This window comes from Nonomuraea cavernae (assembly GCF_014646355.1).
GTDB classification, from domain to species: Bacteria; Actinomycetota; Actinomycetes; order Streptosporangiales; family Streptosporangiaceae; genus Nonomuraea; species Nonomuraea cavernae.
Genome location: NZ_BMNH01000041.1, coordinates 23063 through 43842, shown reverse-complemented (window position 1 = coordinate 43842; position 20780 = coordinate 23063). Strand labels below are relative to the sequence as shown.

At 66.8% G+C, this 20780-nt stretch carries 21 protein-coding genes; 13 read left to right on the top strand and 8 right to left on the bottom strand.

From position 1 onward, the window contains the following. The first annotated feature begins 60 nt into the window (after positions 1 to 60). The 5 genes from IEY82_RS36260 to IEY82_RS36240 all read left to right on the top strand — a co-directional run bounded on the left by IEY82_RS36260 (position 61) and on the right by IEY82_RS36240 (position 8043). The gene (locus IEY82_RS36260) at positions 61 to 1281 is read left to right on the top strand and encodes a restriction endonuclease subunit S (protein ID WP_189128808.1); all 1221 of its coding nucleotides are present in this window, start codon (positions 61 to 63) and stop codon (positions 1279 to 1281) included. Beyond that, positions 1278 to 4427 carry a type I restriction endonuclease subunit R gene (locus IEY82_RS36255; protein WP_189128807.1) on the top strand — a complete coding sequence of 1050 codons (3150 nt, stop codon included), beginning with the start codon at positions 1278 to 1280 and terminating at the stop codon, positions 4425 to 4427. The genes IEY82_RS36260 and IEY82_RS36255 overlap by 4 nt, the downstream gene beginning before the upstream one ends. A gap of 62 nt (positions 4428 to 4489) precedes the next feature. Next, positions 4490 to 6076 (top strand): serine/threonine-protein kinase, encoded by a 1587-nt coding sequence (locus tag IEY82_RS36250; RefSeq protein WP_225263879.1) that lies wholly within the window; start codon positions 4490 to 4492, stop codon positions 6074 to 6076. Between the two features lie 63 nt (positions 6077 to 6139). After that, positions 6140 to 7081 (top strand): GIY-YIG nuclease family protein, encoded by a 942-nt coding sequence (locus IEY82_RS36245; RefSeq protein ID WP_189128805.1) that lies wholly within the window; start codon positions 6140 to 6142, stop codon positions 7079 to 7081. A 407-nt stretch (positions 7082 to 7488) separates the two neighbouring features. After that, positions 7489 to 8043 (top strand): GNAT family N-acetyltransferase, encoded by a 555-nt coding sequence (locus IEY82_RS36240; RefSeq protein ID WP_189128804.1) that lies wholly within the window; start codon positions 7489 to 7491, stop codon positions 8041 to 8043. Here the strand turns inward: IEY82_RS36240 and IEY82_RS40480 are convergent. Further along, entirely contained in the window at positions 7981 to 8388 is a 408-nt protein-coding gene (locus tag IEY82_RS40480; protein ID WP_225263919.1) for a transposase, read from the bottom strand. The two genes, IEY82_RS36240 and IEY82_RS40480, sit on opposite strands and share 63 nt — an antisense overlap. An 84-nt stretch (positions 8389 to 8472) precedes the next feature. After that, positions 8473 to 8796 (bottom strand): response regulator transcription factor, encoded by a 324-nt coding sequence (locus IEY82_RS36230; RefSeq protein WP_308016005.1) that lies wholly within the window; start codon positions 8794 to 8796, stop codon positions 8473 to 8475. A 262-nt stretch (positions 8797 to 9058) separates the two neighbouring features. On the opposite strand from IEY82_RS36230, the gene IEY82_RS39660 reads away from it, so the two are divergent. Next, positions 9059 to 9475: an alpha/beta hydrolase gene (locus IEY82_RS39660; RefSeq protein ID WP_225263881.1), complete on the top strand. Its 417-nt coding sequence runs from the start codon at positions 9059 to 9061 to the stop codon at positions 9473 to 9475. 20 nt (positions 9476 to 9495) lie between these two features. Beyond that, the gene (locus IEY82_RS39655; RefSeq protein ID WP_225263882.1) at positions 9496 to 9732 is read left to right on the top strand and encodes a hypothetical protein; all 237 of its coding nucleotides are present in this window, start codon (positions 9496 to 9498) and stop codon (positions 9730 to 9732) included. A 149-nt stretch (positions 9733 to 9881) separates the two neighbouring features. Here IEY82_RS39655 and IEY82_RS36220 read toward each other — a convergent pair whose 3' ends face one another. After that, positions 9882 to 10451, bottom strand: coding sequence for a PadR family transcriptional regulator (locus IEY82_RS36220; RefSeq protein WP_225263885.1), 570 nt, complete (start codon positions 10449 to 10451; stop codon positions 9882 to 9884). A gap of 54 nt (positions 10452 to 10505) precedes the next feature. Between IEY82_RS36220 and IEY82_RS36215 the strand changes: the two genes are divergently transcribed. Together IEY82_RS36215 and IEY82_RS36210 are read left to right on the top strand one after the other, a co-directional pair. After that, positions 10506 to 11684: an FAD-dependent oxidoreductase gene (locus IEY82_RS36215; protein ID WP_189128803.1), complete on the top strand. Its 1179-nt coding sequence runs from the start codon at positions 10506 to 10508 to the stop codon at positions 11682 to 11684. Between the two features lie 149 nt (positions 11685 to 11833). After that, complete coding sequence (locus tag IEY82_RS36210) at positions 11834 to 13081, top strand: DUF1266 domain-containing protein (RefSeq protein WP_189128802.1); 1248 nt, start codon at positions 11834 to 11836, stop codon at positions 13079 to 13081. Positions 13082 to 13200: 119 nt separating this feature from the next. Here IEY82_RS36210 and IEY82_RS36205 read toward each other — a convergent pair whose 3' ends face one another. From IEY82_RS36205 to IEY82_RS36185, 5 genes are all read right to left on the bottom strand, one after another. Then, positions 13201 to 14247 (bottom strand): VWA domain-containing protein, encoded by a 1047-nt coding sequence (locus IEY82_RS36205; protein ID WP_189128801.1) that lies wholly within the window; start codon positions 14245 to 14247, stop codon positions 13201 to 13203. Then, a complete protein-coding gene (locus IEY82_RS36200) occupies positions 14248 to 15234 on the bottom strand; it encodes a VWA domain-containing protein (protein ID WP_225263887.1) in 987 nt (328 codons plus the stop codon). A gap of 100 nt (positions 15235 to 15334) precedes the next feature. After that, on the bottom strand, positions 15335 to 16363 hold the full coding sequence (locus IEY82_RS36195) for a DUF58 domain-containing protein (protein ID WP_189128800.1): 1029 nt from the start codon (positions 16361 to 16363) through the stop codon (positions 15335 to 15337). A 6-nt stretch (positions 16364 to 16369) separates the two neighbouring features. Next, positions 16370 to 17359: an AAA family ATPase gene (locus IEY82_RS36190; protein ID WP_189128799.1), complete on the bottom strand. Its 990-nt coding sequence runs from the start codon at positions 17357 to 17359 to the stop codon at positions 16370 to 16372. 14 nt (positions 17360 to 17373) lie between these two features. Further along, the gene (locus tag IEY82_RS36185) at positions 17374 to 18159 is read right to left on the bottom strand and encodes a S1C family serine protease (protein ID WP_189128798.1); all 786 of its coding nucleotides are present in this window, start codon (positions 18157 to 18159) and stop codon (positions 17374 to 17376) included. 175 nt (positions 18160 to 18334) lie between these two features. On the opposite strand from IEY82_RS36185, the gene IEY82_RS36180 reads away from it, so the two are divergent. The 4 genes from IEY82_RS36180 (at position 18335) to IEY82_RS36165 (ending at position 20773) form a co-directional block, all read left to right on the top strand. Beyond that, positions 18335 to 19021, top strand: a complete 687-nt coding sequence (locus IEY82_RS36180) for a 4'-phosphopantetheinyl transferase family protein (protein WP_225263889.1) — start codon at positions 18335 to 18337, stop codon at positions 19019 to 19021. Between the two features lie 55 nt (positions 19022 to 19076). Then, positions 19077 to 19928: a metallophosphoesterase family protein gene (locus IEY82_RS36175; protein WP_189128797.1), complete on the top strand. Its 852-nt coding sequence runs from the start codon at positions 19077 to 19079 to the stop codon at positions 19926 to 19928. A gap of 197 nt (positions 19929 to 20125) precedes the next feature. Next, complete coding sequence (locus IEY82_RS36170) at positions 20126 to 20527, top strand: hypothetical protein (RefSeq protein WP_189128796.1); 402 nt, start codon at positions 20126 to 20128, stop codon at positions 20525 to 20527. A gap of 108 nt (positions 20528 to 20635) precedes the next feature. After that, positions 20636 to 20773, top strand: coding sequence for a hypothetical protein (locus IEY82_RS36165; RefSeq protein WP_189128795.1), 138 nt, complete (start codon positions 20636 to 20638; stop codon positions 20771 to 20773). Positions 20774 to 20780: the final 7 nt, after the last annotated feature.

Below are 20780 nucleotides of genomic sequence, written 5' to 3'. Positions count from 1 at the left end.
CGGTATGTAGCTCAAATAAATCCACTTACCCGGAGGTTCGATCGGCTAGCCGAGAACGACATGGTTCCGTTTCTGCCCATGGAAAATGTTTGGCCAGGGGCAAGGCTCGATCTGAGCCAGGTTCGGCCTAAGTCGGCCGTTGCTGTCGGCTACACCCGCTTCCAATCCGGTGACATTGTTGTCCCGAAGATTACACCAACTTTCGAGGCAAGTAGATCAGTATTGATTCCTGCCCTACCTAATGGAGTTGGGGCTGGGACAACCGAGCTTCACGTGGTTCGGCCCGGCCCAGAGATCGAACCACGCTATCTTCTTTATATTTTCCACTCCCATAATTTCCTAAAGCGTGGTGAGGCGGAAATGTACGGCGTAGCTGGTCAGAAGCGCGTTCCCGATGAGCTGATCAGGGATTGGCCCCTCGATCTGCCATCGATTGAGGAGCAGGGCCGAATCGCAGACTTCCTCGATGCAGAGACCGCCCGGATCGACCAAATCGCCGCTACTCAGCGAGCCGCCAAGAAAGTTCTTCTAGAGCGGCGGGCAGCGGTCGTTTTCTGTGCGGTGACCGGGTCATCGCACCAAGACCGAATCCCGTCGACGTTGGCATGGGTGGACAACCTGCCGTCTAATTGGAAGGCCGTAAGGCTCAGCCACGTAGCCCGCATGGGTAGCGGTCACACACCGAGCAGAAACAAGCCGGAATGGTGGATCGACTGCACAATTCCATGGATCACTACTGGTGAAGTTAGCCAGATGCGATCCGATCGCCTTGAAGTTATTACCGAGACGCGCGAAAAGATTAGTCGGATTGGGCTTGCGAATAGCTCTGCAGAAGTTCACCCAAAGGGGACTGTCGTTCTTTGTCGCACCGCAGCATCTGCCGGATATTCGGCGGTTATGGGCCGCGATATGGCTACGAGCCAGGATATCGCAACCTGGACGTGCGGTCCTGAACTTGATCCATTCTTCCTACTCTGGTGTCTCCGGGCGATGCGCACCGACCTGCTACAGAGGCTCGCGACGGGATCGACACACAAGACCATCTACATGCCCGATCTGCAAGCCCTGCGAATTCCACTACCTTCGGTGGACCAACAGCGGCATATTGTTTCGACGATCCGTTCCAGCAATGCGGCCATTGACTCTGCGATCGACGTCATCGACCGTCAACTCGCGCTTCTCTTCGAACGTCGCCAGGCGCTGATCACCTCTGCCGTTACCGGCCAGATAGAGGTTACTACCGCACAAGGGCCCACTCAGCCTTCAGGGGTGTCGACATGACTCTGGGAGCCCGCACCGAACTCGCCTTCGAGGACCGGATCGAGGCCGAACTGCTCACGCAGGGCTGGGCGCGAGCGCGGGGGGCCTTCGACGTCCAGTTGAGCCTCAACACCGGGGAAATGCTCCAGTTCATCGTGGCTACACAACCGAAGAAGTGGGAAAAGCTCGTAGGCTTTTACGGCGGCGAACCGTCCACCGCAGAGCGGCAGTTCGCGCAACGTGTAGCCGCCGAAATCGATGCCCGCGGTGTTCTCGATGTGCTGCGGCAGGGCGTGCGTGACCGAGGTGTGCAGATCGACCTCGCTTACTTCCGGCCTGGCCACACTTTGGCCGCTGACGCTCTGGCCGACTACAACGCGAACGTGCTGACTGTTGCACGCCAGCTGCGTTACAGCGTGCGCTATCCGCGCCGGTCGGTAGACATGGCGTTCTTTGTCAACGGCTTGCCAGTGGCCACTGCTGAGCTGAAGAACCCGAACACCGGTCAGGACGCCCAACATGCCAGGCTGCAGTACCGGATGGACCGCGATCCGAATGACGTATTCTTCGCCAAGCGAACGTTGGTTCATTTCGCCGTCGACCCCGATCACGCGTTCATCACCACCCGACTGCGGGGACCCGACACCGAATTCCTGCCGTTCAACATCGGTTCCAAGGGCCCGGGCAAAGCTGGTGGCGCCGGAAATCCGCCAGCTGCTCATGGCTCCTACAGCGTCGCGTACCTGTGGGAAGAGATCTGGCAGCGAGACAACTGGTTGGAGATCCTGCACCGATTCATCCACAACGGGACATCAGGCAAGAAGGGCGTGCGGGAGAACCCCCACACTTCGCCGCGTATCTTCCCCCGGTACCACCAGTGGGACGCAGTCCAGAAGTTGATCGCGCACGCCAGGACGAACGGCGCCGGGAACAGCTACCTGATCCAGCACTCGGCCGGCTCCGGCAAGTCCAACACGATCGCCTGGCTGACCCACCGTCTGTCGAACTTGTTCGACGAAGCCAACCAGCCCGTCTTCCATAAGATTATCGTAATCACCGACCGGGTCGTGCTCGATCGGCAGCTACAGAAGACTATTTTCCAGTTCGACCATACACCGGGACTTGTCAAGAAGATCGACGAGGATTCGACCCAGCTCGCTAAGGCCCTCGAAGACTCCACTTCGAAGATCATCATCAGTACAGCGCAGAAGTACGAGTTCGTGCTAGGGAAGGTCACGGGCCTTGGGCTGGCGGGCAAACGCTACGCGATCATCATTGATGAGGCACATTCCTCGCAAGGCGGTGAGCTGCCAACGCATCTCAAAAAGGTGGTTGGAGAGAACGCGGCGGTCCCCCGTGAGGAAGGCGAAGATGACATCACCTACATGACGCGGGTACGCGGACGACAGCCGAACCTGTCGTACTTCGCCTTCACCGCCACACCGACGTCGGCGACGCTGAAGCTGTTCGGGACTTTCGACCCCGACCGCGTGAATCCTCGTACAGGCGAGCGGGGCATGTATGTGCCCTTTCACATCTACTCGATGAAGCAGGCGATCGAGGAGGGCTACATACTTGATGTGCTGGCCAACTACATCACGTACGACACCAAGTGGCGGCTGCGTAACGCCGCGATCGAACAGACTGAGTCGAATATCGGCAACCCCGAGGTCGACGCCGGCAAGGCAAGGGCGAAGTTGGTCCGCCTCGCCGAACTCCACCCGAGGTCGTTGGAGCAGAAGGCCAAACTGATCGTTGACGACTTCCGGGAGAACATCGTCGGGCGGCTCGGCGGCCGGGCCAAGGCGATGGTCGTCACGGGCGGTCGTCAGCATGCGCTCGACCTCTATCAGGAGATCCGTAAGTACGTCGAGCTGCGCGGATACACCGACTGTGGCACGCTCGTCGCGTTCTCTGGCCAGCTGAAGGACGAGAAGACTGAGTTGGAGTTCACAGAGGCGCAGCTCAACGGCTTTCCCGAAGGGCAGCTTTCGGAGAAGTTCGCCTACACAAAAGCGGACGATCCGCAAGCAGTGGCGCGCAACCAGGACGAGTACCGGCTACTCGTCGTTGCGGAGAAGTACCAGACTGGCTTTGACCAGCCGCTGCTGTGCGCGATGTATGTCGATAAGCAACTGACGGGGGTCGCGGCAGTGCAGACGCTGTCGCGGCTCAACCGCATCCATACTTTTAAAACGCAGGACGACGTCCACATTCTCGACTTCTACAACGAGGCCGAAGCTATTCAGGCATCTTTTTCGGACTGGTTCGAGACGACGATCACGGAACCAAGCGACCCGAACCTGCTCTACACCAAACAGCGCGAAGTGATGGAGTTCGAGCTTCTGGTCGCCTCGGAGATGGAAGCGTTCGTCAGAGTCTTGGCGGCGGCCGGACCCGGACGATTGCCGGACGCAGCCGAGCGGAAGCTTCACGCCGAGCTCCACGAGTACCTCAAGCCGGCGATCGATCGCTTCGAGGCGATGGATTCCGATAACGACCGCGAAGACTTCCGCGCCGCGCTGAAGAACTACGTCCGCGCGTACAGCCTCATCGCGCAGATCGTCGATTGGGGCGACAGAGAGCTTGAGCGGCTCTATCAGTACGGCAGAATCCTGCTGATTCGGCTGCCGGGCAGGCCCTCGACTGCGGTCGACATCGGTGACGCGGACCTAAGCCACTTCCGGCTGGAGTTCACTGGCCGGCACGACGTGTCCTTGACTTCCGTTGGCGATCGTGACGTCCGTGGTCACGCAGCAGATGGCGGACGTCTCCGGGAACCGGAGATGAAGCCACTGTCGGAGGTGATCGAGGAGCTGAACGACCGGTTTGGCCTCGGATTGGACACCTCCGACCAGATTCTTGTCTATCAACAGGTCGTCGGCCTCGTCGAAGACACGACGATGCAGCAGATCGCTCTCATGAACGACGAGGCTCGCTTCGGACAGGTTGCCGACGACCGGCTCGACAACATCGTCGCGGAAAACGCTGAGCGCAACACCGCCTTCATGAAGCTGTACTTCGACAACAACGAGTTCCAGAAGGCCATCAAGGAAGCGGCCCGTAAGCGTGCCTACCGGATCATCACCGAGCCTGCGCGTGATGAGGCGCTGGCGCGGTTGCGTGCCGAGATGCTGCGGGAGACCGGCGGGCAGACCGCCCGGTAACTGACCTCCACCCGTTGACGATGGAGGGTTACGAAGGTCTGACTCTGAACAGAGGGGTCCACGTGGACGATGAGGCCGGACAGCCGGGCAAGAAGCCGTTACTGGCGAATCGCTACCGCATCGACGGTTCGCTTGGCCGCGGCGGCATGAGCGAGGTCTTCCACGGCTACGACGAGCGCTTCGATCGCCCTGTCGCGATCAAGTTGCTACGTACCCCTGGGACGGTTCCTGCAGTACCGGACAGCCCGGAGGCCGCCGAGATTCTGGACTCACTGGAACGTGACCGCTTGCGGTTCCTGCGGGAGATCCGCACTACTGCCCGGCTCGAGCACCCCGGCACGCCTGCCGTCTACGACACAGGTACAGACAGGTGGCCTGATGGAAGTCCTCGGCTGTGGCTAGTCATGCAGTTGCTGCGTGGCTCGACGCTGGAATCGCTGCTCAACCACGCAGACTATGACGCTGCACCGCCGAGCGTACCGTGGGCCGCCTCCATCACGGCACAGATCTCGGCCGTCCTGGCTGATGTCCACCGCCTTGACATTGTCCACCGCGATCTCAAACCTGCCAATGTGATGCTCGTCGATGGCGGGTTGGTGAAGATCCTGGACTTTGGCATCGCCATCCTTCGAGGGGCGGGGGCGCTGCCCCGTCTGACCCAGATTGACCGGACGGTCGGCACGCCGCCCTATATGTCGCCGGAGCAGTGTCTCGGTCGTGCGGTCACGTCCGCATCCGACATCTACTCGCTTGGCTGCCTGCTCTTCGAACTCCTTACCGGCGATGTGCCGTATCACGGCACGACCGATACGCCCCTGCGTGCGCACCACCTTCAGTCGCCCGTGCCGTCGGCGCGCACCCAGCGCAAGGAGGTGTCGCCGGAACTCGACAACCTCGTGTCGTCCATGCTGGCGAAGGAGGAGTCGGCCCGCCCCTCGGCGGAGGCCGTGTACGAGGCGCTCCTGCCACTGGCAAGCACGCCAGTAGACCATGTTGACGGCGACGATAACCGCGACCCGACCCGCCCCTTCCGGCGACCGCTTCTCGCCCCAGCTAAGCGACAGGAACCGAGTGGGAGCAGGGGCAGGATCACAGAGGAGCAGGCCGACGAGCTCAAGGCCAACGCGAAAGCGCTTTTGGACATTGACCGGCCCTCGGAGGCGATCAGGCTTCTTGAGGACGGCGTCGCCCGCGCTGCTCATGACTCTTTCCTGGAGCTCCGCCTGCGGCACGCTCTCGCTGCCGCCTGCCACTTTGCCGGCGAGTACACGCGAGCAGGATCTTTGTTCGAGGTCGTCGGACGAGATTACCGGAAGTACCTACCCCCGACCGACCCTCATGTTCTCGACTGCGCATACCAAGCTGGCCACGCCTATGCCGAGGTCGGAAAGCACGAGAAGGCTCTGCCCGAACTGCGCTTCTTCGTGCAGAACGCGGATGGATTGGGCGACGACGCACCAGAACTGATCCGCGATTCGCGATTTGTGGTCGCCCAGATGCTCTTCGCCGCTGGTCACACCGGCCAGGCGCTGGCCGAGTTCCACGAGGTGCGTTCACTCCTAGTCGAAGCGTACGGCGCGCACTCCACGCAGGTAAAGAATCTCGACAAACAAGTCACCCGGATGAGAGCTTTCCTCGATCGAGGCTAACGGACGTTCGGCGCATGTAGAGGGAAGTGCGCTATGAACGTCAAAATGAGGGAGGACCACAGAATGACCACATATCGCGATGTCGGCTTCGTCTACGTTCTCACCAACGAGTTCATGCCGGATTTGGTAAAGATCGGCATGACGGGCCGCCTTTCGGAGGATCGGGCAGCCGAGCTGTACCAAGGCTCCTCGGGAGTCCCTGGCCGGTTTGAGGTTGTCTTCCGCTTAATGACGTCACACCCACTCGCCGTAGAGAAGCGGGTACACAAGCTACTGGAGGACTTCCGGCCGAACCGAGGCCGGGAGTACTTCCGGGTGTCGCTCGACCACGCGGTTGAAACCTTGCGAGCCGCTGCGCTCGAAGTCGCGAGCATCGGGAGCTGGGACAACGCTGTTGAGCATGTCCGCCACGGAGATCGCCTTGCCTTGACACTGGCAGAAGGTGACCTGCTCTTCGTCATCGCCTATCCCGGCATCATGGTGCCGCAGGCGGAAATCATCGACGTCTGGCAGGCGCACAGCGACGGAGATCTCCTTGAGCTCATGGGCGACATCAACCCCAGGCATGTGGCTGGCGTCAGCGACAACGACACCCATGGTGAAGCGGACCCTGTCCCGTACATCGATCGTGATCGGCGTGTGAGGAACATGCCGATCATCGGCCGAGAGCGGCTGGTGCCCGGAGATCGGCTTCTCTGGATCCGTTCACACGAACATGGTCAGACCTGCCAGGTCGCCTGCTTCGAAATGGACAACCACTGCCAGGTAACCAGCCGGGCATGGGATCTAAAGTTTGATGAATCCAGCGGTCATCCCCTTCTACTCGAAATCTTGACCTACGATCAGCCGCCTCCTGCCGTCACCCGCGTGGTTCAGGCTGCTCTGCGAATGCCTTGTCCGCGTTCATGGGCACCGCGGCAGCCGGATCCGTCAGAAGGCAGGGCAAGCATCGGGGACAGTCCCCAGAAAGATGAGCACTGGCTCCGACAGCTCAAGAAGCCGTAAGCCATCAGGTACGGTGTTTGCTCGGGATCGGTAACACCGGCACGAGCCGCCACCGCGTGGCACGACCCAGCAAGATCACCATCATCATGGTGTTGGAGCGCCGGCCGCGCTCGGTGAGCTGTCGTTGTAGTGGTTCCTGACGAGGCCGCGGCCTTGCATACCTGGGTGCAGAGGCCACGGATAACAGGGTGGCCGACAGTGACGGGTAGGGGACATACGCGGGATGATCTTACGAAGGATGCGCACTGCACATTGCGTTCGTGCAGCTCAGACTGCATATCAGGGACGTTCAAGCCGCACACTCCTAATGCGGGTGCCGCAGACATCCGATCTGCCTAGGGTGTCAATCGTCACTTGTGGGTCGATGACTGTTTTTTCATGAGGGGTTCGGTGCCAGACTGCCGATCATGAGTGGTGAGCAGGCCTCTGTCGTGATCCGGCCGTACCGAGATGAAGACCGTGATGCCGTCGTCGCGCTGGCTCCGCGCCTGACCGAGGGCGTCGCGGCATGGCGGGATGCCGATGCCGTTGCCGGCGCCGTGCGCGGCTGGGTCACCGGTTCCTTGGACCGGGATGGCAGCGATGGTCACGGGGTGCTCGTGGCGGTCCGCGACGGCTGTGTCGCGGGCTTTGTCACGCTGGCCACTCAGCGGCACTTCACCGGCCAGGTGGACGCCTACATCGGCGAGCTCGTCGTCTGCGCCGAGGTGGAGCGCATCGGCATCGGGCGTGCTCTGGTGAAGGCCGCCGAGTCCTGGGCACGTGAACGCGGTCTGCGGCGCATCACGCTGGAGACCGGTGCGGCCAACGTCCGCGCCCGGAGCTTCTACCGGGCGCTGGGATACGCGGAGGAGGAGGTACGGCTGAGCAGGCCGGTATCGATTGATGATCAGGTGACGTCAGCGGTGTCTGGTGTCGCCGACTTTGAGCTTGATGCCGGGAACGCTGCGAGTTCGTCGTAGACCTTGCCTTCCTGCAGGCAGTGATAGAGGCAGCCGAGCATTCGGTTGAAGGTGTTGCGTAGCGCGCTGGAGTGCCGATCGCCTTCGCTGCGGCGGCGGTCGTATTGGGCCCGAGGACCGAATGCTCGCAGGGAGACGAAGGCCCGAGGCTCGGGTGATGGGCGCCGTGCCGGCATGGGTCTTCAGCGCGCGGGCGTCGGCGAAGCGGGTGCGGTCGTTGCCGAGTTCGGCAAGTACGCGGGTGCCGGTCAGGTCGGCCAGGCCAGGGAAGTTGGTCTGCCACAGCTGGATGTGGTCTGCCGCGCCGCCGACGAACTCGCCGAAGCCACCAACCAGGCCTTCCACCAGCACCCCGACGCCGTCCAACGGTCGTGTGATCGGGAACGTCTCCCGGCCTGTCGGGGGTTGCTGTCCAGCGGGGATTCAGGGTCAGCCGCTGCCGCCAGGAGAGATCAGGCCGGTCTCGTAGGCGACCACCACTGCTTGGACACGGTCACGCAGACCGAGCTTGGACAGGATGCGCGCCACGTGGGTCTTCACCGTGGCCACGCTGAGCGTCAGCTGGCCGGCGAGTTCGGCGTTGCTCAGTCCGGTGGCGAGCAGGCGCAGCACGTCCAGTTCCCGGGGCGTCAGCTGAGACAGATCGCGGTGGAGGGTTGGCCGCACGTTGTCGCGGCGGGCGAAACGTTCGACCAGGCGGCGGGTGATGGTGGGCCCCTTGGGACCTCGACGCCCGAGCCAGGGAAAACTCAAGGTCACCCTGTGGTATCCGACCGAGCAGCGCGACGGGCCGCGGGCGCCGTACATGACGCCGAAGGAGTCGGAGCTGCTCCTAAGGGCTCGGGGATCGCGAGCACACCGTACGACACTCTGAGCAGGACACGAACCAACGCCGTCCAGGACGCCGAACCCGCGGGGCGCAAGCTTCCGCTGGCGGTCCTCTCCCCCGGCTTCACCAAGCCGATGAGCACCCTCACGTCCCCGGCCGAGGACCTGGCCAGCCGGAGGGTACGTCGTGGCCGGCATCGACCACACCTACGAAAGCCACGCCACCACCCTGTCCGACGGGCGGGTCGCCGAATGCCTCGCCTGCGACAGCGACAGCGACACCGACCCGGGCTTCGGCGCCGGGCTGGTCCAGGGCCGGGCCGCCGACGTCTCCTTCGTCCTCGACCAGCTGACCGCCAAGTGGCAGCATTTCGACCTGATCGACCGCAAGAGGATCGCGATGGCAGGCCAGTCGATCGGCGGGGCCACCACCGTGCCGGCCGTGGTCAAGGACCCGCGCATCCGCGCCGGGATCGACATGGACGGCACCACCTACGCCCGCATCCCCGGGAGCGCCTCTCCCGGCCGTTCATGTTCCTGGGTTCGCACGAGCATGTCCCGGGCGGCCGTGACCATTCGTGGGACCGTGACTGGAAGCTGCTGACCGGGTGGAAGCGCTGGCTCGTGCTGTCGAACGCCGAACATCAGTCCTTCACCGACATCCCGCTGGTGGCAGACGTCATCGGCCTCGAACCTCCTCCTGGCATGCTGCCCGCGGTCCGTGGCGCAGAGCTCACCCGCACCTACGTGGCGGCCTTCCTCGACCAGCACCTGAAGTCCAAGCGGCAGCCCCTCCCGGACAAGCCATCATCACGCTACCCCGAGGTCACGTTCTGCCCCGCGACCTGCGGTCAATCCTGAGACCCAGCGCGTCTCGATGTGCGGGTAGCCGGCCCCAGCACAGGCGAATGCCCCGACCACTGGGCCGGCCAGTGACCGGCCGGAGGGCTTGGCCTAAGGAACAGCCCGTCCCTTGACCTGGAGAAACATGCTCGTCGCCCCCCTGATTCCTATAGACGGAAATCCCAGTCCAACCGACCGGCGCGCAGGTCGTCGGCGAGTCCGCGCACATAGTCCAGCTCGGCCGCGACCACGCACCGCTGGTACTCGGACTCCACCATGAAGACTCGCTCCAGAAACGCCGCCGCCTCCCGCATCTCCGCGTCCAGCGCGGAGAGCCGCCCCTCAAGGGCGGCGACGCGGGCGCGTAGCGCGGCCTCGACCTCGTCCGGCGGGAGCACGAGCATGAAGGCGAGCGCGGCGGGGAACTCGGGGAACTCGCGCGCCGGCACGGACAGCATGGTCCGCATCCACTCCCGCAGGGTTTCCCGGCCCGCCTCCGTGGACTCGTAAACGGTCCGTTCTGGGCGGTTCTCCTCGCGCGACGTCTCCCGTACGGCGATGAGCCCGGCCCGAAGCAGGCGGTCGATGGTCTGGTACACGCTGTTCCGCTGCGCGACGTTGACCACGTCGTCCTTGTGCCGCTCCTTGATCATCTGCTGCATCCGGTACGCGTGCATCGGCTCTTCGCAGACCAGGGTGAGCAGCGCCATGGCCAGAGGGGACCGCCTCGTCGACATACCGAACATCGTATCGGGGTAGCAGGAAGTAGTTATATTATGTATATTCAAGGCATGACTAAGGCATTGATCGTTGGTGGAGGCATCGCGGGCCCGGTCACGGCCATGGCGCTGCGGCAGGCGGGCATCGACAGCGACGTCTTCGAGGCGTACGACCGCAAATCGGATGGCGTCGGCGCGTTCCTCACTCTCGCGTCCAACGGGCTCGCGGCCCTACGCGTCCTCGGCCTGGACGAGTTGGTCGGCGGGCTCGGCATGGACTCCTCGCGCATGCGGATGCTCAACGGGCGTGGCAAAGAGCTCGCCACCTTCACCCAGCCCGGCCGCACGCTGAAGCGCGCCGACCTCTACCAGGCACTCCGCGACGAGGCCGTACGGCGCGGCGTGCGCATCCACTACGGCAAGCGGCTCGACGACGCGGTGGTCGAGCGGGATGGTGTGCGCGCGGTCTTCGCCGACGGGAGCACGGCCGAGGGCGATCTGCTCATCGGCGCCGACGGGCTGCGCTCACGCACCCGCGCGATCATCGATCCCGGCGCGCCGCGCGCCCGGCACGTCGGACTGCTGAACACGGGCGGTTTCGCGCGCGGCGTCACCGTGCCGGGAGAGCCGGGGACCAACCACTTCATCTTCGGCAAGAAGTGCTTCTTCGGATATCTCGTTCACCCGGACGGCGAGGTGTGGTGGTTCGCCAACCCGCCGAGCCGCAGGGAGCCGACCCGGGAGGAGCTCGCGGCGATCACGCCGACGCAGTGGCGGGCCCGGCTGACGTCGCTGTTCCGCGACGACGTCGGTCCGATGCTCGACATCATCGGCGCCACCGAGCACATCATCAGCGGCTGGAACACCTACGACTTCCCGACGGTGCCGACGTGGTTCAACGAGCGCATGGTGATCGTCGGCGACGCCGCGCACGCGACCTCGCCATCATCCGGGCAGGGCGCGTCCATGGCCATGGAGGACGCGGTGGTGCTGGCCAAATGCCTGCGCGACGTCCCCGGCCTCCCCGGCGCGTTCGCCGCCTTCGAGGGGCTGCGCCGGGAGCGGGTCGAGCGCATCGTCGCCCAGGGCAAGCGCAACGGGAGCGGCAAGGCACCGGGGGTTCTCGGCGCGTTCGCCCGCGACCTGGTGCTGCCGACGATCATGCGCAAGCTGGCCGAGAAGAACGCGCTGGCCTGGATGCACGACTACCGGATCGAGTGGGACGAGCGCATCCTCACCCCGTCCCGCTGACTCGGTCCGGGCAGCTGTCCGGCCCATGTGTGCCTACCAGACGAAGGTCATTCCCGGCCTTCCGCGAACCGCGGCCTCCACCGCGGCACAACTCACCCAGAGAAGCATGGGACGGTTGTACTGTTTTGCGGCATGGGACGTGGAATGACATGAGTCCTGATCTTCTGTCCAACGAGGGAAGAGCGGTGCCGCCCGTCCCCGCATGGCAGGCGCCCACCGACATCGAACGCGGTCTGTACGAAGCCAAGACGCGGGGTGACTGGGCTGCGTACTTCGACGTCCTCGCCACCGCGAACCTGTATCACGCGATGTCCCGCACCCGGGCCGACTCCCGGACCGGGTGCGTCAGCTACACGCCCACGTACTGGGGTCCGCACTCCGGTACCAAGATGCTGGCGTTCCTCACCGACGGAATGCTTCCGGCGCCCGTGCCCGACCCGATCTTCTTCCAGGACGATCTGGGCGAACTCGCTCGGAACTGGCCCCAGGACGACGAGTGGCTGGCCATCAACCCCGGCAGCCCGTGTGAGGCGTTCTTTCCCGCGACGGCCGCCCATCGAATGGCGTGGCGCCGGCACGCCGATCGGATGACCTACCCTCGCCGTAACGAACTGCGCACGCTGTGGGCCGGGGGGCCGCTGCACGGCCCGGTCGCGCACGGTCTCGCCTGCGGGGCGCTGCTCTGCATGAACAACGCCTCGCTCTGGAACGCGATGGGCTGGCACGGCACCGGCTACGTACGCGAGAGGAAACGCCTCAAGGAATGGTGGGGCATCAGCAGCCGCGAAGAGTGGCTGAGTGCCATGGAGGCGCTCCTCGACGGCCGGATGAGCAGCCCGTTCTGGGGGCTCGTTCTGGGGGTTCGCAGCGTGCTCGCGCGCGACTTCGGTGGCAGGGTCGAGGTGGACCACTGGCGCCAGGTGACCTCGCGAGTCATACGGAGCGGCGGCCCGGAGACCGACACCCTCCCCGGTGGTGGCACGGCCCTCCGTAGCGGTTCCGAGACGGAGGCACAGGTCGCCGGCGCGCAACGGCTCATCGGACGGATCACTCGGTACGAGGCGCGATTCCGTGCGGACGGGCTGCTCGCCGAGGGCGGATTCGTCCATGGGGTGGAGGCGTGGGACTACGGGCGCGCTTCGAAGATGGCCCGCTGGGGCCTCGGCGCCCGCTACTGCGATCTGCCCGAGGCCGAACAGGCGGTTCTCCGCGCCGGACGGCTCAGTGGGATCAACTACCGATCATGGGAAGACTTCTCGGCCGCCTACATTCTGGGCCGATGCCTCCATTTCGACGAGGAGGAGTTCGGTGACTGGTACGGAGAGATGCTCGACGCGCACCGGATCCTGACGACCGATCCGAACAGCCCTTGGCTCAACATCCCCTTCAAGCAGTGAGCCTCCCCGAGCACCTGGTCTCCCGCTCGACATCGCGCCCAAGCGGCACGAAAGTCGCCTGTGATCCGCAGGTTTCCTGCCCCGAACCTCCAGCCGCTGAGTGTTTCGGCTACCGGTCGTCAGCGGGTCGGAACCCGGGGGCGGTTCCACCAGAGGGAGAGGGACAGGGCCGCGGTGATGAGGAGGCCGCCCCCGGCGGCGAAGGCGGCGGCTGTGTCGATCCGTTGGTGGACGACGGTGAAGCTGCTGGGGAGTGCGTCGAGGGCGCTTTGGAGCTGGTCGGCGTTCTCGGCGCGGTGGTAGGAGCCGCCGGTGGTCTGGGCTATCCGCTTGAGTGCGGGCTCGTCGATGGTGCGAGGGTTGCGGCCCCTGTCGAATCCGCCACGGCCGCCGCCCCAGCCGCCGAAGCCGCGGCCGTCGAACTGGGAGTTGTCGCAGACCATCGGGGCCGGGTTCGTGGTGCCGAAGCCGATGGTGAAGACACGGACGCGGCGCAGGGCCGCCTCCTGGGCAGCGGTCTGCGGGTCGACGCCCTGGGTGTTGGCGCCGTCGGTGAGCACGATGATCGCGGCACCGGCGTGGCCTTCGCCGCCGCCGGGGTCGGCCCCGGTGGGAGCGACCGACGGGTCCACCTCCGCGATCGCGTCGATCGAGGTGAGCATGGCCTGCCCGATCGCGGTGCCGCGGGCCACGCTGAGATTGTCCAGCGCCTCGATCAGCGAGTCGGTGTCGTCGGTCGGAGGGACGAGCAGCCCCGCGCTGCCCGCGAAGGTGACCAGGCCGATGCGCGGGCCGCCCCGCTGTGACTCGATGAACTCCACGGCGGCCTTCTTCGCGGTGGTGAGGCGGTTGGGGTCGACGTCCGTGGAGCACATGGAGCCGGAGATGTCGAGCGCGAGCAGGATCGTCGTCGACGTCATCGGCACCGGCACCGAGGCCTGCGGTCGCGCGGCCCCGACCACGAGCAGCGCGAGCCCGGCGACGAACAGTGCCGGGGGGATCCTCCGCGTCCAGCGCGTACGGCCGGGGAGGGCGCTGCGTACCAGCGCGATCGAGGTGACGCGCACGGCGGCCCGCCGGCGGCGGCGCCGGGCCCACCAGCGGACGGCGAAGATCAGCGGGATGATCAGGACTGTCAGCAGCGCCCATGGCCATGAGAACGTCATTCAGATCACCCGTCCTGACCGGAGCACGGTGAGCGCCGCTCCCGCGGTGAGCAGCGCGAGGGCGAGCCCGATCAGCCCGCCGGCAAGGGGCAGCGGCTCGTCGGAGACGGTGAGCCGCAGGTCGATCGTGTCGGCGATCCCGTCGAGCCGCGCAGTGTCGGAGGCGGGGTGGTAGGCGCCGCCGGTGGTCTGCGCGATCAAGGTTAGGGTGTCCTCCTCGAGCGAGGTCTGCAGGTGGTAGCCGTCGACCTTCACCGTCGCCCCGGCCGTGGTGCCGACCCCGACGGTGTGGATCTGTACGCCCGCCCGCTGGGCCACGGCGGCGGCTCGTTCGACGTCCGCGCCCTGGTTCTGGCCGTCGGAGAACATCACGATCGTCGCCGACGGCCAGTAGCCGATGTCGGGCGCGGTGCCGTCGCGGCCGATGGCCACCTGTTCGCCGGTGATCGCCGACAGCGAGGCCGTGATGGCCGTCTCCAGCGAGGTGCCGCCGGTGGTCTTCAGCCGGTCGATGGCCTTGAGCGCGACGGAGTGGTCGGCGTCGGGCCGTGCGGTGGTGAGCGCGCCCCCCTCGAACGCGACGACTCCGATGTCGACGCTGTCGGGCTGCGCCGCCACGAACGCGCGGGCCGCCCGCTGAGCCGCCGCCAGCCGGGTGGGCGCGACGTCGTCGGCGCCCATGCTGTTGGAGACGTCGATGGCGAGGATGACGGTGCCCGCGGTCCGCGGGACCGGCACCATGGCCGCCGGTCCGGCGGTGGCGAGCGCGAGCACGCCGACGCCGGCGATCGTCAGACCGATGCCGAGGTACGCGCGGCGGACGCCCGGCATGTCGACCCCGGCCGCGGCGAGCGCTGCCGTCCGCCGGCGTGCCGAGGCGACGGTGGCCCAGGCGAGGGCCGCCGTGACGAGCAGTCCGACGGCCAGCAGCAGCGGGGAGGACAGGGTCATGAAGCCTCCTTCGCCGACCTCGGCAAGCTCGGTCATGAAGCCTCCTTCGCCAACCTCATGACCAAGGTGGTGATGGCCTCGGCTGACTCGGTCAGAGCCTTCTCCGCCGTGCTCAGGCCTCCGCCGATGGGTTCGGTCATATTGACCGGTCCCGGGTTCGGGCGACGACCTCGACGAGTGCCTCGGCCAGGTCGCGGTCGGTGTCGATGCGGTGGACGGGCACCCCGGCCCGGCGCATGCCCGCCGTGAGCCGGGCGTCGCGGGCGTCGACGGCCTCGCGGAAGCGGACGCGTAGCAGCGGGTCGGCGGAGTCGACGACGAGTTGCTCACCGGTCTCGGCGTCCTCGACCACGATCAGCCCGGCTTCGGGCAGCGCGTCGTCGGCGGTGTCCACGATCCGCAGGGCGACGACCTCGTGCCGCCGGGCCAGGCGCTGGAGCGAGCGTTCCCAGTCGCCGCCACCGATGAAGTCCGACAGGACGACGATGAGTGCGCGGCGGCGCGCGAGCCGTCCGGCCGCTTCGAGCATCTCCGCCAGGTCGGTGGTGGCGCCGCCCCGCGCGTCGGCGGTGCGGTCTCGGGTGCGTCCCCAGGTGCGTTTCCGGGTGCGGTCACGGGTGCCCTCGGAGGCGCGGTCACGGGTGCGTTCGGCGGTGCTTTCGGCGGTGCGGTCACGGGTGCGTTCGGAGGTACGTTCCCGGGTGCGTTCGGCGGTGCGTTCCAGTTCGGCGCCGATCCGCAGGGCGTGCCGCCGGGAGGTCCCGGGCGGCACGACGCGCAGCATTCCGGTGTCGAACAGCAGCGCGCCGACGCGGTTGCCGCTCCGGCCGAACAGCCGGGCGAGGACGAGCGCGAGCTCGGCGAGCACGTCGTGCTTGCCGCGCCCCGGCCGGCCCGCCAGCATCGACGCCGACCGGTCGAGTACGAGCCACACCGTCAGCTCGCGGTCCTCGGTGAACAGGCGCAGGTGCGGCTCGTCCAGCCGCGCGGTCACGTTCCAGTCGATGTGCCGGGCGTCGTCGCCGTCCCCGTACGCGCGTAAACCGGTGAAGTCGATCCCGGAGCCGCGGTGCGCGGTGCGGTGGGCGCCCTGAAGTCGGCCGTCGAGCCGGCGGACGACCTTCCACTCCAGGCGGAGCAGGAGCCTCTCGGGGGCGGTGGCCATGGCGGGTCAGCGGTTCTGCAGGACGACGTCGGGCGCCCGGACGGCCCCGAGCACCCTGGTGATGATCGTGTCGGCGTCGACGTCGTCCGCGAGGGCCTCGTAGGACAGGACGAGGCGGTGGCGCAGCACGTCGAGCGCGAGCTCGGCCAGGTCGTGCGGCAGGACGTAGTCGCGGCCGCGCAGGAACGCCAGCGCCCGGGCGCCGGTGACGAGCGCGATGGACGCCCGCGGGCTCGCCCCGTAGGTGACGTACCGTTCCAGCTCGCCGAGCCCGGCCGTCGCGGGGGAACGTGTCACGGAGACCAGCCGCACCGCGTAGTCGACGATCGCCGGATCGACGTACACCTGCTGGGCGCGGGCCCGCATCGCGATCAGGTCCTCGGCCGTCACCATCGGCTGTGGCGGCTCGGGCGGACGCAGCGCCCGGTTGACGATCGCCTGCTCTTCGGCCTGCGTCGGATAGTCGACGACCACCTTCATCATGAAGCGGTCGACCTGCGCCTCGGGCAGGGGGTAGGTGCCCTCCGACTCGATCGGGTTCTCCGTCGCCATGACCAGGAACGGCTCGGGCACCTTGAACGTCTCACGGCCGATCGTCACCTGGTGCTCCTGCATCACCTCCAGCAGGGCGCTCTGCACCTTGGCGGGGGCGCGGTTGATCTCGTCGGCCAGCAGCAGGTTCGCGAACACCGGGCCGAGCTCGGTACGGAACTCCCCGGAGTGCTGGTGGTAGACCCGCGTGCCCACGAGGTCGGCGGGCACCAGGTCGGGGGTGAACTGGACGCGCTGGAAACTCCCGGCGATCGCGGCGGCCAGCGACCTCACCGCGAGCGTCTTGGCCAGGCCCGGCACGCCCTCCACCAGCAGGTGACCGTCGGCGATCAGCGCGACGGCCATGCGCTCCAGCAGGACGTCCTGCCCGACGATCGTGCGTTTGACCTCGAACAGCACCTGTTCGAGCGGATGGGCCGACTCGGGGGACTTCGTCGAGGTCATGGGGTTCCTTCTCGTCATATGTGCGGCCCGCCCGGCGGGCCGTCGCCTTCGGTGCCGCCCAGGGCCAGGCCGATCGGCACCGCGAACGCGATGCCGGCGAACGCCTCGTCGCCTCCCGGGTCGGCGATCGAGACGACGATCCCGATGACCAGGCCGCGAGCGTCCAGGAGGGGACCGCCGGAGCTGCCCGGGTTGACGGAGGCGTCGAACTGGATGAGCCCGCTCAGGTCGCCTTTCTCGGCGCTCCGGTTCAGGCCCGACACGACGCCGGTGGAGACGCTGTAGGTCAGGCCCAGCGGATTGCCGATCGCCACGACGGGCGCGCCCACGGCCACCGCGCCGCCGAGCGTCGCGGGGACGACGATCTCCGGCAGCTCCGCGGGCTTCAGGGTCGCGACGTCGCGCTTGGGGTTCGACGACACGACGACGGCCTTCGACTTGGTGCCGTCGGCGAACGTCAGGTTGACGTCCTTCGTGCCTTTGACGACGTGGTACGCGGTCAGAATCGTCCCGTCCTCGACCGCGATCACCCCGGTTCCGAGCGACTTCCCGGCCTGGATGACCACCACCGACGGCCCGACCCTCCTGAAGACGTCGGCCGTCGTGAGCGTCGCACTGGGCGTCGGCGTCGGGCTCGGTCTGGGCGCGGCCGCTTCGCCGTTCCCGCCGCCGCTCCCCAGCCAGTACGCCAGCACCGCCACGACGACGAGCACGCCGCCCGCGACGACGAACCGCCGAGCCCTCCCGGCCACGGCTCCCTGAGCCTCGGCCGCATCGGCCTCCTGCGGCACGCGCTCCATTGCCCCATAGTCATCAATCCCAGTCGAAAGTGCTACAAACTTCGCCTGAGAACTTCATGAGAACCGGTCCCCCGCAGCCCAACGCGCGCGGCGGGGACGGGGATGACGGCGACGGCAGCCGTACCAACAGTGCCTTGAGGGCTCCGCTCGGGATGCCCAAGGTTACGATCACCCCGTGAGTCCACCCGCCGAGCCCGCCCGCCCAGAAGGGGGAGCGCGCTCGGTGATCGAGGAGGTTCTGCCCGGCGTGGTCGGGGTCGAGGCCTTCGCCGACGACCCGGCCGCGACGCTCTTTCCCGAGGAGGAGGCGCTGCTCACCAGGGCGGTGGACAAACGACGCAGGGAGTTCACCACCGTCCGGGCCTGCGCCCGCACCGCCCTCGGCAAGTTAGGCCTGCCACCCGTCCCCATCCTGCCCGGTGCGCGCGGTGCGCCGATCTGGCCGTCGGGGGTCGTGGGCAGCATGACCCACTGCGAGGGGTACCGTGCCTGCGCCGTCGCCCGGCGGACCGAGGTGCTCGCGCTCGGCATCGACGCCGAGCCCAACGGCCCGCTGCCCGACGGAGTGCTGGCCACGGTGTCCGACGCGGCCGAGCGGGCCTGGATCGCCGAGCTGGCGCGGGCCGATCCGCGGGTCTCCTGGGACCGGCTGCTGTTCAGTGCCAAGGAGTCGGTCTACAAGGCCTGGTTTCCGCTCACCCGGCGTTGGCTCGGGTTCGAGGACGCGACCCTCACCGTGCGGCCCGACCAGCGCACCTTCGAGGCCCGGCTGCTGGTGGCGGGACCGGTGTCCGGCTTCACGGGCCGGTGGACGGTCTCCCGTGGGCTGGTCGTAACCGCCATCTGTGTCCTGCCCGGCTGAGGCTGAGCGGTTCTCGGAAGGGGACAGCAGGCCGGGCCGAGCCTATGCTCACCCTGTGGGTCCCGCGCCGAGCCTGCTGGCCATCAGCGATCTGCACGTGCGGTATGCCGAGAACCGGCGGCTCGTGGAGGGGTTGCGTCCCCGATCGAGCGGTGACTGGCTGCTGGTGGCCGGTGACGTCGGCGAGTACGTGGCCGACGTCGCATGGGCGCTGCGCCTGCTCAGCGCCCGCTTCGCCAAGGTGGTGTGGACACCGGGCAACCACGAGCTGTGGACTCCGCCGGACGATCCCGTGTGCCTGCGCGGCCAAGCCCGCTACGAGCACCTCGTCACCCTCTGCCGCGACCTGGGCGTGACCACCCCCGAGGACCCCTACCCGCTCTGGGACGGGCCGGGCGGGCCGGTCACCATAGCGCCGCTGTTCCTGCTGTACGACTACACCTTCCGTCCCGACGGCACCTTCACCAAGGAAGCCGCGCTCGCCCGCGCCTACGACGTCGGCGTGGTCTGCTCCGACGAGTTCCTCCTCCACCCTGACCCCTACCCCACCCGGGATGCCTGGTGCCACGCCCGGGTGCGGCAGACCGTCACCCGGCTCGCCGCGGTGGCCGACGGCCCACCGACGGTCCTGGTCAACCACTATCCCCTTGTCCGCGACCCGACCCGCGTGCTGCGCCACCCGGAGTTCGCCCTCTGGTGCGGCACCGACCTGACCGCCGACTGGCACCGGCGCTTCCACGCCGCCGCCGCCGTCTACGGTCACCTGCACATCCCCCGCACCACCGTCCACGACGGCGTCCCCTTCGAAGAGGTGTCCGTCGGCTACCCACGCGAATGGCGTCCCCGCGGCTCCCAGCCCGGCTACCGCCAGATCCTGCCCCCTGCCCAGCCGACGCGCTCCCGCTGATCGAAGGACACTCGACGGCCTGCTCCGAGTTCAGCGTCACGCCGGGCGCCCGACGGCCGGTCATCGTCTCGCAGAGTTGTGACGCCCATCACGCAGGATGTGTGGATTCGTACACAGTTGATCGTCGGGCCTCTCCGTAATGTCCCTGCTGCCGGACAAAACAACGACACCGGCAGCACCAAAACGGGAGGAACCCCATGCGTAAGACCCTTGCGATCGCGGCCCTGGCCGGATCGATGGCCGTCACCGGCCTCGCCCTCAGCCCGGCTGCCGCCCAGGCCGCCACCACCACCGTGTCGCAGTCCTCCGGGAACTGGGGGAAGGTCTTCTCCAGCGACCACAAGGCCTACACGTTCGGCAAGACGTGGAAGAGCCACGGCAAGGTCTTCACGAAGTGGCACGGAGTGGACAAGCGCGGCGGCAAGAAGGCCTGGGTGTGGTTCGAGTACTACCAGAACGGCTCCTGGCACAAGTTCAACAAGGCCTGGGACGGCAAGGTCGTCGGCGCCTGGAGCGGTCGCGGGATCAAGAAGGTGTACACGTTCACCTGCTGGGCCGGCAAGTTCGACAACTGCGGCCGCAAGTACCGCATCTACTAGGCCGGTTCCCGCCGGCCTGGCTGCGCGCCCTCGTCGCGGCCTTGCCGGTGTACGTGATCGCGCTCGCCGATCCGTTGCCCCACCACGGTGGCGAGCTACCCCCTCCACGTGATCAGGTGCGGTGGCCTGCCGATCGTCGGGCTCGGCTTCGCCGCCGCCATGAGCTACCGCCTGCCCGGTAGCGACACGTACGCGGTGACCCCCCTGCGCGACAGGCTCTTCCGCACGGAGGGGGCGAGGCGCTGACCACGGC